Origin of the sequence: Streptomyces termitum (assembly GCF_014650175.1) — a bacterium.
GTDB classification, from domain to species: Bacteria; Actinomycetota; Actinomycetes; order Streptomycetales; family Streptomycetaceae; genus Streptomyces; species Streptomyces termitum.
Map to the genome: position 1 here is coordinate 48,069 of NZ_BMUL01000023.1, position 16,211 is coordinate 64,279.

12 protein-coding genes are annotated in these 16,211 nt (G+C 76.0%); 8 read left to right on the forward strand and 4 right to left on the reverse strand.

Annotation, left to right across the window (positions count from 1 at the left end; genetic code table 11):
- Positions 1-264: 264 nt before the first annotated feature.
- Complete coding sequence (locus tag IE219_RS29235; protein WP_189982947.1) at positions 265-966, reverse strand: DUF4232 domain-containing protein; 702 nt, start codon at positions 964-966, stop codon at positions 265-267.
- A 636-nt stretch (positions 967-1,602) separates the two neighbouring features.
- Here IE219_RS29235 and IE219_RS29240 point away from each other — a divergent pair.
- The 4 genes from IE219_RS29240 (at position 1,603) to IE219_RS29255 (ending at position 5,597) form a co-directional block, all read left to right on the forward strand.
- Complete coding sequence (locus IE219_RS29240; protein ID WP_189982949.1) at positions 1,603-2,844, forward strand: sensor histidine kinase; 1,242 nt, start codon at positions 1,603-1,605, stop codon at positions 2,842-2,844.
- 37 nt (positions 2,845-2,881) lie between these two features.
- Positions 2,882-3,568, forward strand: coding sequence for a response regulator (locus IE219_RS29245; protein ID WP_189982951.1), 687 nt, complete (start codon positions 2,882-2,884; stop codon positions 3,566-3,568).
- Positions 3,569-3,639: 71 nt separating this feature from the next.
- Positions 3,640-4,707, forward strand: a complete 1,068-nt coding sequence (locus IE219_RS29250) for a hypothetical protein (RefSeq protein ID WP_189982953.1) — start codon at positions 3,640-3,642, stop codon at positions 4,705-4,707.
- Between the two features lie 26 nt (positions 4,708-4,733).
- Positions 4,734-5,597 (forward strand): DUF3592 domain-containing protein, encoded by an 864-nt coding sequence (locus IE219_RS29255; RefSeq protein ID WP_189982956.1) that lies wholly within the window; start codon positions 4,734-4,736, stop codon positions 5,595-5,597.
- 25 nt (positions 5,598-5,622) lie between these two features.
- Here IE219_RS29255 and IE219_RS29260 read toward each other — a convergent pair whose 3' ends face one another.
- The 3 genes from IE219_RS29260 to IE219_RS29270 form a co-directional block, all read right to left on the reverse strand.
- Complete coding sequence (locus tag IE219_RS29260; RefSeq protein WP_229850158.1) at positions 5,623-7,017, reverse strand: lipase family protein; 1,395 nt, start codon at positions 7,015-7,017, stop codon at positions 5,623-5,625.
- Between the two features lie 190 nt (positions 7,018-7,207).
- Entirely contained in the window at positions 7,208-7,936 is a 729-nt protein-coding gene (locus IE219_RS29265) for a response regulator (RefSeq protein ID WP_373298911.1), read from the reverse strand.
- Between the two features lie 113 nt (positions 7,937-8,049).
- Positions 8,050-9,243, reverse strand: a complete 1,194-nt coding sequence (locus IE219_RS29270; RefSeq protein WP_189982961.1) for a sensor histidine kinase — start codon at positions 9,241-9,243, stop codon at positions 8,050-8,052.
- A gap of 300 nt (positions 9,244-9,543) precedes the next feature.
- On the opposite strand from IE219_RS29270, the gene IE219_RS29275 reads away from it, so the two are divergent.
- The 4 genes from IE219_RS29275 (at position 9,544) to IE219_RS29290 (ending at position 16,104) form a co-directional block, all read left to right on the forward strand.
- The gene (locus IE219_RS29275; RefSeq protein ID WP_189982964.1) at positions 9,544-11,787 is read left to right on the forward strand and encodes an MMPL family transporter; all 2,244 of its coding nucleotides are present in this window, start codon (positions 9,544-9,546) and stop codon (positions 11,785-11,787) included.
- Positions 11,788-11,911: 124 nt separating this feature from the next.
- Positions 11,912-12,595 carry a TetR/AcrR family transcriptional regulator gene (locus IE219_RS29280; RefSeq protein WP_189982966.1) on the forward strand — a complete coding sequence of 228 codons (684 nt, stop codon included), beginning with the start codon at positions 11,912-11,914 and terminating at the stop codon, positions 12,593-12,595.
- Between the two features lie 136 nt (positions 12,596-12,731).
- Complete coding sequence (locus tag IE219_RS29285) at positions 12,732-14,306, forward strand: MDR family MFS transporter (RefSeq protein WP_189983014.1); 1,575 nt, start codon at positions 12,732-12,734, stop codon at positions 14,304-14,306.
- A 277-nt stretch (positions 14,307-14,583) separates the two neighbouring features.
- The gene (locus IE219_RS29290; protein ID WP_229850173.1) at positions 14,584-16,104 is read left to right on the forward strand and encodes a serine/threonine-protein kinase; all 1,521 of its coding nucleotides are present in this window, start codon (positions 14,584-14,586) and stop codon (positions 16,102-16,104) included.
- Positions 16,105-16,211: the final 107 nt, after the last annotated feature.

A 16,211-nucleotide genomic window follows, 5' to 3' on the forward strand; every position in this document is an offset into this window, starting at 1 on the left:
CGCCACTCCCACCGTCGGATCGACCTCACCGTCACGACGCCGGCCCCCGGCCCGCCGACCGGTCGGGATTCGCTGGGGAATCCGCAGGTCGTGGATGCAGAACCGTCACTGCAAAGGCGTCACCGCACCCCAACGCCCCACCCCGGCGGGAGGTAGCGCCGGGGCCCGACAGATCACCCGTCCCAGTGAAGGGGACGGCACGTCCGGGGGAGGCGAAGGGGGTGGCGGAGCGGTGGCGGGACGGGGCGGTGGTGGGACGGCGGCTCAGTCGGCGAGCGACTGCCGCACCGCCAGGGACTCGCTGCCGGTCCAGTACGTGACCTCGGGCGCGGCGTCGACGTTCAGGAACGGCGCGCCGGCGGGCAGCGCCACGTCCTGCTCGTACCCCTCGGGCGAGAGGCTGACGCCCATCTTCTCCACCGCGTCCGTCGGCGCGCCGGTCCGGAAGAGGCGCACGCCCGCGTACGCCTTCCCGCCCGGCCGGACCAGGAACTCCTCCAACTGGGACGGCATCAGCGAGGTCCGGTGGCGCGCGTCCCCGAACGTCACGGCCGGATACCCGCCCAGGACGCACGGCTCGTCACCGGTGTGGGTCGCCGTGAGCAGCAGGTGCTGGAGCGAGTCGTGCGGCGAGGACGAGGCGGTGATCGTGAAGGTGTCGTCGGTGCACGGGGTGCCGGGAACGCCGTCGCCCCCGACGTCGCCCGAACCGCCGCCCGTGCCCTTCCCCTTGCCGCCGCCGCTCTTGCCGGGCGCGGTGGTCGGGGCGGCGGGAGAGGACGGGGCGTCGTCGGGCGCGGCGGACGCGCTCGGGGTCGTACCCGTACGCGTCCCGGTGGCGCCGGACGACGGCGCGCCCGCCCCCTCGGCCCCGCCGCCGGGCCCGCAGGCGGCGGTCGAGAGCACGGCGGCGACGGCCGCGGCCCCCAGGGCACAGGTCTTCAGGATCTCGCGTGCGAGGCGCATGGTGGTTCCCCCGTGGTACGTCGCGTGGCGCGGAGCGATGGAAGTGACGGCCCGTCAACGATCCGCCGGGGCGCGGGTGATGGAGTCCCCGTTCCCGCTTCCCGGCGATCCTCCGGTCCGTCGTGGCCTTTGACGGTACGGTCCGCCGGGCGGCCCCGCGTCCGGTGCGGGGTGGAACTTCCGGGCCGACCTCCGCCGTACCCCCGCGGCCCCTCGGCTCGGCGCCGTACGCCCCAGGTTGACGGGAAGCGGCCCGTGGCGGTCCCTTCTGCGGCTCCGGTCCACCCCCGCGTACCGGCACGTCTCCGGAAGTCGACGGGAGCCCGGCACCACGGCGGGATGCCCGGCCCGCCGGTCCTTCCTAAGGTCGTCGTACCGGCCGGCCGGGGAGGGCGCGCGGGCTTCGCCCCCGCCGCTCCGCGGGCCGGCGCGCCGGGCGCGCACGGGGGGCCGCCGGCGGGCGCGGGCGGTGGCGGCGACGGGGGACGCGGCCGCCGCCCACGGCACCGGGGACCGGCGGACCGCCGGTCCCCGGCACCGCCGCCGGGCCGCGACGGGACGGCCGCGCCCGCCGCCGGGCGCGCACGACTCACCTGGAGGGGCGAGCAGTTGGGGACCGTCGTCTACCCTGTCGGGATGTCCGCGCTGGAGGCCCTCCGCCCACGGCTCGCGGCGGTGGCCCTGGCCGTCGGGTTCGCCGTCGCGGGCTGTCTGATCGGCACCTTCTACCACCCGGCGCCCTGGCCGCCGTTCGACCGCTGGGCCTACGCGTTGACCCTGCTGACCGCCCTGCCCCTCGCCCTGCGGGAGCGGTGGCCGCTCGGGGTGCTCGCGGCCACGGCGGCGGCGTTCGCCGCCTACCTGCTCCTCGGCTACCAGCCCTCGCTCAACTTCTGGTGCCCGGCGGTCGCGTTCGTCTCCGTCGCCGCCGGGGAGCGGCGCGGCCGGACGGCCTGCGGGGCGGTGGTCCTGGCGGCGGTCATCGCCCTCAGCGGGGCGTGCGGCCGGCTGCCCTGGCCCGTGACGGCCGTGCAGGCGCTGATCGTCCCCGCCGTCGCCTGCGCCTTCGGACTCGCCCAGCGCCGGCTGGCCCGGCGCAACGCGGAACTGCGGCGGCTCACCGTCCTCCTCGACGAGCAGCAGCGCCAGGAGGCCCGCCGGGCCGTGCTCGACGAGCGGTTCCGGATCGCGCGCGAACTGCACGACACGATCTCGCAGCACATGACCATCGTCACCCTCCAGACGGGCCTCGCCCAGTACACCTTCCGCTCCGATCCCGACGCCGCCCACCGGGCCCTCGGCGTCGCCGCCACGGCCGGCCGGGACACCCTGGACGACCTGCGCCGCCTGCTGCTCGTCCTGCGGACGTACGACCTCGCGGACCCGGACGGCGGGCCCGGCGCGCCCGGCCCGGACGCCCCGATCCCCGACGACCTGCTCGCCGACATCGGCCGCATCCCCGCCCTCGCCGAACGCCTGGAGGCGGCCGGTCTGCGCGTCGAGGTCGGCTTCTTCGGCCCGCGCCGCCCCCTCCACCCCGGCGTCGAACTGTGCGCCTACCGCGTCGTCCAGGAGGCGCTCACCAACGTCGTCAAGCACTCCGGGGCCCGCGCCGCCGCCGTCACCGTCGCCTACCGGGACCGCGAACTCCGGGTCACCGTACGGAACGAGGGGCCCCCGGGCCCGGACCCGTCGCGGCGGGCGCACGGGGCCGGCTCCGGCCGGGGTTCGGGGCACGGCTTGATCGGAATGCGGGAACGGGCGAAGATCTGGCACGGCTCGCTGACCGCCGAGGCGCGCCCCGGGGGCGGGTTCGAGGTGTGCCTCCGCCTCCCCCTGGAGGAGCCCGCCCGCCCGGACCGGGGGCGGAGCGGCTGAACCGAGGCGCGAACGCCTCCCGAGGCCGAGGAGCACTGTGGCCCGCATCCTGGTGGTGGACGACCAGCACCTGATCCGCTCCGGCATCGTCGCCCTGCTGCGCACGGTGGCCGGGCTGGGCCCGGTCGTGGAGGCGGCGGACGGCGAGGAGGCCGTCGCGGCGGCCCGCGCGCACCGCCCCGACCTGATCCTGATGGACATCAAGATGCCCCGGCTCAGCGGCCTCGCCGCCGCCGAGCGCATCCTCGCCCTCGGCCTCGACCCGGCCCCGCGCGTCCTCGTCCTCACCACCTTCGACGACGACGCGTTCGTCTACGCCGCCCTGCGCGCGGGCTGTAGCGGCTTCCTCCTGAAGGACATGCCGCCCGAGCAGCTCCTCAACGCGGTCGAGGCGACCCTCGCCGCCGACCTGCTCGTCGCCCCGGCCCGCATCCGCCGCCTCGTCCAGAAGCACGTCGGCCACGACCCGCGGCCCGCCCGGCCCGCCCCCGACGCGACCCACCTGCTCACCGGGCGCGAGATCGAGGTCCTCGCCCTGGTCGCCCAGGGCCTCGCCAACGAGGAGATCGCCGAGCGGCTGTGCGTCAGCGACTCCACCGTCAAGACCCATCTGCACCGCCTGATGGCCAAGCTGAACCTCCGCAGCCGCGCCCAGGCCGTGGTGTTCGCCTACGAGACCGGTGTCGCCCGGGTCGGCGGCCGCCCCGAACTCCCGGACGCCTGACCCCGAACACCCCTTGCGCTCAAGGGAGTCGAGGGCTGTCGGCCGGGGCGTCCGGCGTGCAGAATCACCCCATGACGATCACGGCGGACACACCGCCCGCGCGGCCCGGGCCCGGTAGGCTCCTCCGGGAGGTCCTGACGGGCGCGGCGGTCGGCGGGGCGGTCGCCGCCTTCGTCGTCGGCTGCGTGCTGGAGCGGGCGTCGCTGGTCGTCCTGGGGCCGCTCCTGGGCGCCGCCTACGGCCTGCTCCTCCTCGCCACCCGGCCGCGCCGACGCCGCGAGGCGGCGGTCGCACCGCGCACGGCGCTCGCCCGGATCGAGGCCCTGGAGGCCGCCGGGGGCGAGGCCACCGACATGCCGACGCGGTTCGAGCTGAGCGTCGTGCCGGACGGCGCGCCCGCCTTCCGCGTCGAGATCCGGCAGGAGGTCCACGTCGCCGAACTGGCCGACCTCCGGGCGGGCGGGGCCGTGGTGGTCACGTACCCGCCGGACCGGCCGGAGCGGATACGGATCGTGCGGCGGCCGACGCCGGAGTGGGAGGAGCGGGCCGCCGGAGCGAGCCTGGACCCGGCGCCCGGCCCGCTCCTGGGCGGGGAGGCCGCCGGGTACCGGGAGGAGGGGTACCTCGTCCTGCTCGGGCTGCTGCTCGGCGTGGCCGCCGTGCTCCTGCCGCTGCGCGCCGAGCTGTTCGGCCTCGCCGGGACCGCCCCCGCCCGCCCCGGTCCCGCGGCGACGGCTTCCGGGGGCGGCTCCACGACCACCGTCACGTCGGGCATGGGCACGGTCGTCCTCGGCCCCGGCAGGTCGATGCTCGACCCGGGCGAACTCCGCGCGGCCGTCGAGTCGTTGACCGAGCGGCCGGAGGGCCGCCGGGCGCTCACCCTGGTCGTCAGGGAGCGGCTGCTGACGGTGGTCCTCGCCCCGTCCGGAGGGACGCGGACCGGCGGGTTCGACCCGCGCTCCCTGCCGTACGACCGCCTCCCCGCCCTGGTCGAGGAGGCCGGCGCGGGGGAGTGGCAGGTGACCGCCGACGCGCTCGCCGGCCCGCTCGTCCTCCGGATCGTGGTGACGGGCGACGGCGGCGCGCGGACGCTGGAGGCGGACGGCCGGGGCCGGGTGCTGCGGCGCACCGGAGACTGACGGAAGCGGGAGAAGGGGGAACTCCGGTGGACTGGAACGTGATTCTCAGGCTGTGGTGCGCGGTGTGGGGCGTGCTCGCGCTCGCCGGGTACGGTGCCGCGCTGGCCGGGCTGACCGGGGAGCGGCACACCGTCCGGGCGACGGGCCGCGTCGTGCGGGTCCGCGAGCCGCGCCACGGCGGGAGCCGCAGGGACGGCGTGTCGGTGGTCGTCGCCTACCGCGACCCGGACTCCGGGCGGGAGGTCGTCGTGACGAACGAGGGGGAGCGCGGCACGACCTTCAGCGCGGCCTGGGAGGGTCGGGAGGTCGGGATCGCCCACCCGGAGGGCAGGCCGCACGCGTACCGCTTCACCCGTGTCGGCGAGCGGCCCGGCCGGGGCCTGGGGCGCCCCGGCCTCGCCCTCTTCCTGGCCTGCGCCGGCCTGGTGGCCCTCGTCGCCGTCGAGCGGGGCTGGCCGTGGGCCCTGATCGGCGGCGCCGGGCCGTGCGCGGTCTACGCGGCCGTCCTCCTGCCCGGAGCGGCGCGGGACCGGCGGAAGCGGCGCGCCGAACTGGCCGCGATGGAGGCCGTGCGGGGGCGGATCGTCGCCGTCCTGCGGGACGTGAGCGTCGACCAGGACGACGGCCACGTCCTGACCACCCTCACCCCGGTCGTCTCCTTCACCACCCGCGCGGGCGCGGTCGTCACGGCCCACTGGGGCGGGAGCCTGCCGGATGCCGCGAGCGCGCGCGGCCGCGAGGTGACGGTCCATCACGCACCGGATGATCCGGCCGACTTCACGCTCGACATGGCGGCCGAGCGCCGCTCCTGGAAGGGGGACGCGGCGCTGCACGTCCTGACCGTCGCCGTGCTCGCGGCGACGGCCGTGACGGGAGCGGTGCTGCGGTGAGCGCGGCGCGCGCCGCGCGGGGCCGTCAGGGCTGGAAGGGCATGGTCCAGCAGTTGCCGCCGGCGGGCTTGCCGGCGAGCCGGTCGGCCAGCCAGGAGACGGCGTCGCCCTGGTCGGTGACGAGCGGCACCAGGTGGTTGGTGAGGATCTTGTCGCCGAGGTTCGGCAGGACGACGGCGTCGTAGGTGACGGCGGCGCCCTTGGCGCACCAGTCGACGGCCAGCTGCCGGGCCTGTGCGTGCGGCACGATGTCGTCCTGGGTGCCGGTGGCCAGCCGGACCGGTCCGGACGGCTTGAGCCTGCCGATGCGCTGCTTGTCCAGCGCGGCCCTGGCCCGGGGGTCGGCGGCGATGACGGTGCCCAGGGAGGCGCCGCTGACGGTCCACTTGCCGCTCTTGGTGAAGCCGTAGCCGAGGATCGCGTCGCCGACGCACATGGTCGAGGCGTCCGCGAGGGCGGCCCGGCCGGTGGCGCTGACGTTCGCGTCGACCACCGCGCGCAGGTCGGGGTCGGACTGGGCGAACCCGTTGATCGCCCAGGCCAGCGCTCCGGCGAGGGCGCTGCCGTCGATGCCGTTCATGACGGCGGTGAGGTCCGCCGGGGGAGCGCCGGAGTAGGTGCCGGAGAGGGGGACGTCGGGGGCGTAGGAGGACTGGAGCTCGGCGGCGGCGGCACTGGCGCCGCCGCCCTGGCTGTAGCCGTAGAGGCCGGTGCGGGAGGCCGGGGTGACGGAGGCGCCGGGGACGGCGCGGGCGGCGCGCACCGCGTCGAGCAGCGCGTGCGCCTCGTCGACGCGGTTGACGTAGGTGTGCAGCCGGTCGGTGGTGCCGAGCCCGGCGTAGTCGGTGACGACGACCGCCGCGCCGGTGGCGAGCAGCCGGTAGACCGACAGGGCCTCGTAGCCGACCGACAGGGTGTCGCCGGTGAGGGTCAGCGGGTGCTGGAGGGCGAAGGACGGGGCGCACTGGTCGCCCTGGCCCATGGTGCCCGAGGCCACCGCGACCAGGGGGCGCGGCCCGCCGCCCTTCCAGGCGGCGGACGGCTCGATGTAGGCGCCGGTGACGGCGACGGCCGCCCCGGTCGAGTCGGTGGAGCGGTACATCAGCCGGGTCGCGGTGCCGGGCATGGGGCGGCCGTCCAGGCCGGGGATGGACAGGCCGAGCGGCAGGGGCTCGGTGCGGATCAGGGCGCCGTTCTCGCCGGGGAGTTCGGCGGGCGGGGTGTAGAAGGCGGGGATGGTGACCCCGCGGGAGACGACGGGCCCGGGGGCGTCGGTCCCGGCGGAGGAGGCCGGGGCGGCCGACAGTCCGACGCAGACGGCGCCGCCGAGGACGCCGGCCAGCAGGCGGCGGCCGGTGCGGGGGGTACGGGGGGCGTGGGGAGTGCGGGGGGTGCGGGAAAGAATGCTCCTGCGGCTCAAGGAGTGCTCCTCGCTCGTCGTTCGGGTGGGGCGCCCGAAGTGGGGGAGTGTCGTGGGCATGCCAAGGCGTCGCCGGTACGCGGCTGTTACCCACGGGTTACTTACTGGAGCGTAAGTTTGCCGGGCGGCCGGTGACAAGACGTCTGCACGGCCCGCTTCCGGGCCGCCCCGCCCCCGCCGGAGGGGCCCGTCAGACCCGCTCGCCCGCCCGCACCACGCCCGCCTCGTAGGCGGCGATCACCGCCTGGGCCCGGTCGCGGACCCCGAGCTTGGTGAAGAGGGCGGTGATGTGGTTCTTCACCGTCGACGGGCTGATGGCCATCGCCGCCGCGATCCCGGAGTTGTCCAGACCGGTCGCGATCAGCCGCCACACCTCCCGCTCGCGCGGCGTCAGCGCGTCGAGCACGCCCTCCGGGAGCGTCCCGGCGGCGGGCCGCGCCGGGTGCCGGGGCGCCGTCACGTACGAGGAGATGAGCCGGGTCAGCAGCCGGGGCGCCACCACCGCCTCCCCGGTGTGGACCACGTGCAGCGCCGTGACCAGCTCCTCGGGCGAGACGTCCTTGGGCAGGAAGCCGCAGGCGCCCGCGCGCAGCGCGGCGACCACATGCTCGTCCATGTCGAAGGTGCTCAGCGCGAGCACCCGGCACCCGGGCGCCTCCCGGGTGAGCCGCTCCGTCGCGGCGATGCCGTCCAGGACCGGCATGCGGATGTCCATGACGACCACGTCCGGCCGCAGCCGCACCGCGAGCTCCACGGCCCGCGCGCCGTCGGCGGCCTCGCCGACGACCTCGACGGTGGGCTCGGGCCCCAGCATGAGCACCAGCCCCCGGCGCACGAGGAGCTGATCGTCGGCGATCAGCACCCGGATGACACCGTCGCCCCCGCCCGTCGCCGGACCCCCCGCCGCACCGCCCGCCACCGCGTCCGCCGCCGGGACCGCCCCCGTACCGCCCGCGCCACCGCCCGCCGCTCCGGCCGCCCCCGTACCGCCGCCGTCCCCCGTGCCGTCCACGGTCCCGCCCGCAGCCCCGCTCATCGCCCCGCTCCCTTCTCCCCGGGCAGCGGCAGCCGCGCCGCGACCCGGTAGCCGGCCCCGTCCCGGAAGCCCGTCTCCAGGCTTCCGCCGTGCAGCGCGACCCGCTCGCGCATGCCGATCAGACCGTAACCGGAGCCGGGCGGCGGTACGGCCCCGGAGGGCGCCCCCGCCCCGTCGTCCAGCACCTCCACCGCCGCCTCGTCCTCCCCGTACACGAGGAGCACGCGCGCGCGTGCGCCGTTCCCCGCGTGCTTGCGGGTGTTGGTCAGGGCCTCCTGGACCACCCGGAACAGGGTCAGCTCCACGCTCGCCGGCAGCGGCCGGGAGGCGCCCCGCACCTCGAAGCCGGTGGGCAGGCCCGCCCCGGCCGACTCGGCGACGAGCCGCTCCAGGTCCGCGACGCCCGGCTGCGGCGAGGTCGGCTCCGCCCCGGTGTCGTCGCCGGCCCGCAGCACGTCGAGCAGCTGCCGCATCTCGCCCAGCGCCGTGCGCCCCAGGTCCTCCAGGGTGACGAGGGCCTCCCGGGACAGCTCCGGGTTCCGGTCGAGGTTCGCGCGGGCGCCGCCCGCCATCAGCCGCATCGTCGTCATGTGGTGCGCGACGATGTCGTGCATCTCCCGGGCGATGCGCCGCCGCTCGTCGGCCACGGCCCGCTCGGCGAGCAGCCCGCGGTGCGCCTCGACCTCCCGGTGCCAGCGGCCCGCCCCGAGCCCGACCGCGATGACGAACAGCACCGCCGCGCCGTTCCCCGCCAGCGTCAGGAGCACGTCCCGGGGCCAGGGCCGCCCGGCGGCCAGCGGCAGCACCGCGCCCACCAGGGCCGCCGGCACGTAGACGGCGGGACCCCGGGCGCGCACGACGGAGTAGAGGGCGACGGTCAGGGCGGCGTTGAAGCCCTGCCCCACCGGCCAGGTCAGATGCCCGGCGAGCCCGGCGGCCAGGACGGCGGCCAGGGTCGGGAGCGGGGCGCGCCGCCGCGCGAGCAGCGTCAGCGCGGACACCGTCACCAGCAGGCAGCCGGCCACCGGCACGGACCCCCGGGTGGCCTGGCTGGTGAGGGTGAAGCCGATCAGGTCGAGGACGGCGGCGCCGACGGCGACCAGCGCGTCGCTCCGCGTCCAGGGCGTCGCGTCCCCGCCCGGCCCGGGACGCCGCCCGGTGGTTCCCGGCACGGCAGGAGTCATGGCCATCGCGTTCTTCTTCCCCGGCTTCCTTCGGCTGCTCTCGTACGGCTCCCGGGCGGGGCCCGTCCGGCCACCCGAACGCCCATTCTCCCCCGCCCCCGGGCCCGTCCGGCGGGGACCGGGGGAGGAACCCGGCCTGGGAGCGGGCTCCCACCGGGGGCTCCGGCGGCACCGGGCTCCCAGTCCGCTTCTCGTCCCCGGTGCGGAGGATCCGGCGCGTCCGCGCTGATGTGCTGGAAGCGGCCCCGGGACACCGGCGCCGCCCCCCCCGCACCCTCCCTCTTCCCCCTCTGCCGGAGGCAGTACGTGATACGCGCCCTGACCGGGTTCTCCACCCGCCATCCCTGGAAGGTCATCGCCCTGTGGTCGGTGGTCGGCATGCTCCTCGCCGTGGTCGCCGGGGCGCTCGGGCCCCGCGCCACCCAGGCGCGGAGCGCCGACTTCCTGCCCCGGGGGTACGACTCCGCCGCCGCGCTCCGGATCGCCGAGGAGAGCTTCGGCGTCACGTCCGACGCCGGCACCGTCACCGTCCTCGTCGCCCGCCCCGACGGCGAGCCGCTGACCGGCCCCGACCTGAAGCGCGTCGACGCCGTCGCCCGGGAGATCGGCAGCCGCCGCGTGACGATGCCCGACCCGGCGGACACGGCGACGAAGGAGGACGACCAGATCCCCTTCCTCCTCGTCGACCACTCGCAGACCCCGCGGGTCGGCGCGGCGATGGCCGCCCCGGACGGCACCTTCGAACTGATCCCGGTACGTCTGGTGGGCAACACCAACGACACCGGCATGCACAGCCTCTACCGCACCTTCCGCGCCCAGACCGAGGCGGCGTTCGCCGCGGAGGGACTGCGGACCGGATTCACCGGCGGCCTCGCCGACACCGTCGACACCCTGGACGCGGAGGAGACGACCCGGATCGTCACCGGCCTCCTCATGATGGGCCTGATCGTCCTCGTCCACGTCCTCGTCTTCCGCAGCGTGCTCGCCGCGTTCGTCCCGCTCCTCGCCGTCGTCGTGGTGAGCGGCGCGGCGACCGGCGCGGTCGTCGCGGGCTCCCTCCTCACCGGCATCTCCCTGGACGCCTCCACCCCCGGCCTGATCGGAGTCGTCCTCATCGGGATCGGAGTCGACTACTTCCTGTTCCTTCTCTTCCGCTTCCGGGAACTGCTGCGGGAACGCCCCGACGCGCCCGCCCGCGCCGTCGCGGCCGAGGCCGGCGCCCGCGTCGGCACCGCCGTCACCTCCGCCGCCCTCACCATCGTCGCCGCCTTCGCCACCCTGGGCACCGCGACCTTCGGACAGTTCCGGGTGCTCGGCCCCTCCGTCGCCGTCTCCGTGCTCGTCATGCTCCTCGCCGCCCTCACCCTGATGCCCGCCCTGCTGGCGGTCACCGGCCGCCGCATGTTCCGGCCCTCCCGCGCCCTGAAGCACCCGCCGCGCACCGGCCTCGCCGACCGGACCGCCGACCGCGTCGCCCGCCGCCCGCTGACCGCCCTCCTCGCCGGCACCGCCCTCCTCGGCGCGCTCGCCGCCGGCCTCGTGGGCATCCGCATGGACTTCGGGCAGGGCGGCACCCCGTCCGGGACCCGGGCCGCCGCCACCGCCGCCGAGATCGCCCGCGCCCTCCCGGCCGGCGTCTCCGACCCGGCCTCCGTCTACGTCACCGCCCCCGACGGCCGCCGGATCACCGCCGGGGACCTGGGCGGACTGCCCGCCGCGCTGGCCCGGATCCCCGGCGTCGGCGAGGTCGGCGCCCCCGTCCCCGCCCCGCGCGGCGACGCCGTCCGCATCGACCTCTACCCGACGGCGGACTCCCGGACCCGGGAGGCCCGCGACCTGGTCTCGGGCCCGGTGCGCGCCGCCGTGCGGGCCCACACCCCGCAGGGGCTCGAAGCGCACGTCGGCGGCACGGCGGCGGTCCTCGCCGACATGTCCACCGCCGTCGACAAGGACCTGAGGACCGTCTTCCCGGTGGCCGCCGGCCTGATCTCCCTCATCCTGCTCGTGCTGCTGCGTAGCCTGCTCGCCCCCGTCGTCCTGATGCTCTCCGTGGGCCTCTGCTTCGCCGCGACCCTCGGCGCCGCCACCCTGGTCTTCCAGCACGGCCTCGGCGAACCGGGCGTCGACTTCACCCTGCCGCTGGTGCTGTTCCTCTTCGTCGTCGCCATCGGCACCGACTACAACATCCTCATCGGCGACCGCGTCCGCGAGGAGATGGAGCGCCCCGGCCCGGCCCGCGCGGCGGTCGCCCGCGCCGTGCGCCACACCGCGCCGGCCATCGCCACGGCCGGCGTCGTCCTCGCCGCCTCCTTCGGCAGCCTCGCCACCGGGTCGAACCCCTCCACCCGCCAGATCGGCTTCGCGACCGGCCTCGGAATCCTGCTCTCCGCCTTCGTCCTGTCGATCGTGCTCGTCCCGGCCGCCGCCGCGCTCCTCGGCCGCCACCTCTGGTGGCCCGTCCGCCCCGGCCGCCGCCGCACCGAACCGCCCGCGCCCGGCCCCGCCCCCACCCCGCCCCACCGGCCCGAACGGCTCCCCACCGGGCTCTGAACCGCCCGGCCCCCGGGCGAGCCGGGCCCTTCTCCGGCCCTGCCTCGCCCCGGCACACGTGCCGGGGCGAGGCAGGGCCGGAGATAATTTTTGCAGGCTCTGCATTTTTGCGTAGCATGCACGCATGACGGAAGGCGTGACCGCCCGGGGCGGGCTGAGGGAGCGGAAGAAGAAGGCGACCCGCGCCGCCCTGGTGGAGGCGGCCGTACGGCTCGCGGCCGAGCACGGCGTCGAGCACGTCACGGTCGACGCCATCAGCGCGGCCGCCGGGGTGTCGACGCGCACCTTCTTCAACTACTTCGACTCCCGCGACGAGGTCTTCGTCATGATCGGCGCGGACTCCGGCGAGCGCGTCCGCCGGGCCGTCCTCGCCGCCCCCCGCGCGCTCTCCCCCCTGGAGGCGCTGCGCGAGGCGCTGGCGGCCGAACTGGAGGAGATCGAGCGGCAGCGGGACCTGTGGCACCTGCACGCGGAGGTCCTGCGCGCCGCCCCCCAACTGCTCGCCCGGAGCATCGGCGCCCACATGGCCGACGAACTCGGGCTCGCGGAGGCGCTGGCGGAGCGCATCGGGGAGGGCTCGCCCCTCTTCACCCCGGACCGCCCCGCCTTCTCGACCGCCGAGGACCAGCGGCGCAGACAGGAGATCGGGCTCTACCCCCGCCTCCTGGCCGCCGTCGGCACGACGGCCGTCCGCGTCGCCGTCGAGCACTGGTGCGTCCGGCAGGGCGAGGTCGGCTTCGCGGACGTGTTCCGCGAGACCTTCGCCCACGTCGCCTCCGGCCTCGCCGACCCGGCCGCCCGGTCCTGACCCGGCCACCCTCCCTCCGAGGGAAGACCCTCCTGCCCCGGGAGCCGCCCCCGCGCGGCTCCCACCCCTTGAACGAACACCTGAAAGAGAAGCAGTGAACTCAACAGCGGCGCCGGTCGAGGCGTCCCCGACCTCCATGTCGGACCGACAGATACTCCAGGCCATGTCCGGGCTGATGGCGGGCATGTTCGTGTCCATCCTCGCCGGCACCGTGGTCGCCAACGCCCTGCCCCGGATCATCGCCGACCTCGGCGCCACCCAGTCCTCGTACACCTGGGTCGTCACCGCCGAACTGCTCGCCATGACGGCGACGGTGCCGCTGTGGGGCAAGCTCGCCGACCTCTACAACCAGAAGCTGCTCCTCCAGATCTCCCTCGGCCTCTTCGTGGTCGGCTCGCTGCTCGCGGGCTTCTCCCACGACGTCAGCCTGCTGATCTTCAGCCGGGTCGCCCAGGGCATCGGCGCCGGCGGCCTGACCGCCCTCGCCCAGGTCGTCATGGCGGCGATCATCCCGCCCCGCCGGCTCGGCAAGTACGCGGGCATGTTCGGCGCCGTCTTCGCCGTCGGCACCGTCGCCGGACCGCTCATCGGCGGCGTCCTGGTGGACACCTCGTGGCTGGGCTGGCGCTGGTGCTTCTTCATCGGCGTCCCCTTCGCCCTGCTCGCCATCTTCCTGCTCCAGCGGACCCTGAAGCTGCCGGTCGTCCGCCGCGAGGCGAAGATCGACTACCTCGGCGCCTTCCTCATCGTCGCCGGCGTCTGCGCGCTCCTCATCTGGGTGACGCTGGCGGGCAACAGCTTCGACTGGGCGTCCTGGCAGACCGCGGCCCTGACCGGCGGCGGCCTGGTCCTCCTCGTCGCCGCCGTGTTCGTCGAGTCCCGGGTGGACGAGCCGATCATCCCGCTCGGCATCTTCCGCAACCGCACGGTGACCCTCACCACCGTGGCCAGCCTCTTCGTCGGCCTGGCCATGTTCGGCGGCACCGTCTTCCTCTCCCAGTACTTCCAGATCTCGCTCGGCAAGTCCCCGACGGTCGCCGGCCTGATGAGCCTGCCGATGATCCTCGGCCTGCTGGTCTCCTCGACCGTCGCCGGCCAGATCATCAGCAAGACCGGCCGCTGGAAGGTCTACCTGGTGGCGGGCGGCATCCTGATGACCGCCGGCCTCGGCCTCCTCTCCACGATCGGCGCCGACACCCACTTCGGCCTGCTCAGCCTCTACATGGCGGTCATGGGCGTCGGCGTCGGCATGCTGATGCAGAACCTCGTCCTGGCCGCGCAGAACGACGTGGCCGCCGCCGAACTCGGCGCCGCCACCTCCGTCCTGTCCTTCTTCCGCAGCCTGGGCGGCACCATCGGCACCAGCGTCCTCGGCGCGATCCTCGCGAGCCGCGTCGCCACCGAGATGAGCAAGGGCCTCCAGGAGGCCGGCGTCCCCGCCCAGGGCGGCGGCTCCGGCCACGGCGCCGTGCCGGACATGACGACCCTGCCCGCCCCGATCCGCGAGATCGTGGAGCAGGCGTACGGCACCGCCACCGGCGAACTCTTCCTCGTCGCCACCCCCTTCGCGCTGCTGGCCGTGATCGCGGTCCTCTTCGTCAAGGAGAAGCCGCTCAAGACGACCAGCGGCATGGAGCGCCTCGCCGAGGAGTCCGGCGCCGCCGGCCGCCCGAGCACGGACGGGACGCCCGTCCCCGTCGAGAAGGGCTGACCCCTCCCGTACGGCACGCACGGCCCCGGCACCGGACGCCACCGCGGCCTCTCCCACCGTCCCGGTGGGGGAGGCCGTCGCCGTGTCCGGCCCCGTCCCTTCCCGCCTCCCGGCCCCTCCGTGGGACACAGCCGGATAACCGTGCCGTGAAAGCCCGGTGGAGGACCCGGCCGCTGTGCTGGGGTGGAGGGGATCATGACGGTGCGGTACTCCCGCCGCCGCGACGCCCGGCCCGTTTCCCGGGCGGGCCGCGACGGCGGGCCACAAGGGAGGCGTGATGCAGGCGGGGTGGACGGGGAGCGCGCGCCCGGGGGACCGGATCGGCCCGTACACGGTGCTCTCCGAACTGGCCAGCGGCGGCATGGGCCGGGTGTACGTGGCCCGCTCGCCCGGCGGCCGGACGGTCGCCGTGAAGACGCTCCTCACCTCCGACGGCGGGAACATCGCCCCCGACGACCGGCGCCGCTTCGCCCGCGAGGCGGCCCTCGCCCAGCGGGTGCACGGCCCCTTCACCGCCGGGATCGTGGCCGCGGACGCCGAGGCGCCCGTCCCCTGGATAGCGACCGAGTACATCCCCGCCCCGTCCCTGCGCGACCTCGTCGTCTCCCGGGGCCCGCTGCCCGTCGAGGCCCTGCCGTGGATCGCGGCCGGCACCGCCGAGGCCCTCGTCGGCATCCACGCGGCGGGCCTCGTCCACCGGGACGTGAAGCCGTCCAACATCCTGCTGCCCGGCGACGGCCCCCGGGTCATCGACTTCGGCATCTCGCAGGCCGCCGACCTCACCCGCACCGGCACCGCGCTCGGCACCATCCCCTTCGCCGCCCCCGAGCAGGCGCGCGGGGAACCGACCACCCCGGCGTCGGACGTCTTCTCGCTCGGCGCCACCTTCTTCTTCCTCGTCACCGGCCGCAGCCCCTACCGGGGCATGGGCGAGGGCACGGCGATGGAGCAGCTGGTCCGCGCCGCCGAGGCCGACCTCGACCTGACCGGGCTGCCCGCCGGGGCGGCCGCGCTGATCCGGCCGTGCCTCGCCGTCGAGCCCGCCGCACGCCCCACCCCCGGCGCCCTGCTCGCCCTGGTCGAACCCGTCCTCGCCGCCCGGCCCCGGGCGCACGGCGCCGCCGCCTGGCTCCCCGACGACTGGTCCGACGCCATCGAACGGCACCGCAGGCAGCGCACCGAGGAGGCCGACGAGGCCCGGCGGACGGTCGGCCCCGACGCCGCCACCGCCCGCACCCCGCGCCCGGCTCCGCCGCGCACCCGGCGCCTGCCCCGCCCGGCCCCGGCCCGGCGGCGCACCGGCCCCCTCCTCGGCGTCGCCCTGGCCGCCCTCCTCGCCGGCGGGGGCGGCGTCTACCTGCTGAGCCGCCCCGACGAGCCCCTCGTGGTCCGGCAGGACCTGCGGCTGGCCCTGGTGGAGCAGTCGGAACAGGGAGAGTGCACGGACAAACTGGCCCCGCCGACCTTCTACGACAAGAAGCAGAACATCTGCTACCGGATCTCCACCCGGGACGCCGACCGCATGAGCGTGCGGCGGCTCAAGCAGGTCCGCACCCAGTTCGACACCCAGTTCGCGGTCATGGTGACCTTCGAGGAGGGCGACGGACAGCGGTTCTCCGCCCTCACCGCCCGGGCGGCCACCCGGCAGCCGCCCCAGAACCAGATCGCCATCGTCCTCGGCGACCGCCTGATCAGCGCCCCTCTGGTCAACTCGCGCATCGACGGGGACGAGATGCAGATCTCCGGCGCCTTCAACCGGACCGAGGCGGACTCCCTGGTGAAGGAACTGGGCGGCTAGGGCCTGTCTGACAATTCCCGCCGGGTCCGGCCCGCCCGGCACGCACTCCCCCAGAGGGGGGACCCCCAGCCGTACGGCCGAAACACCCAAGTAGCTCCGCTACGAGG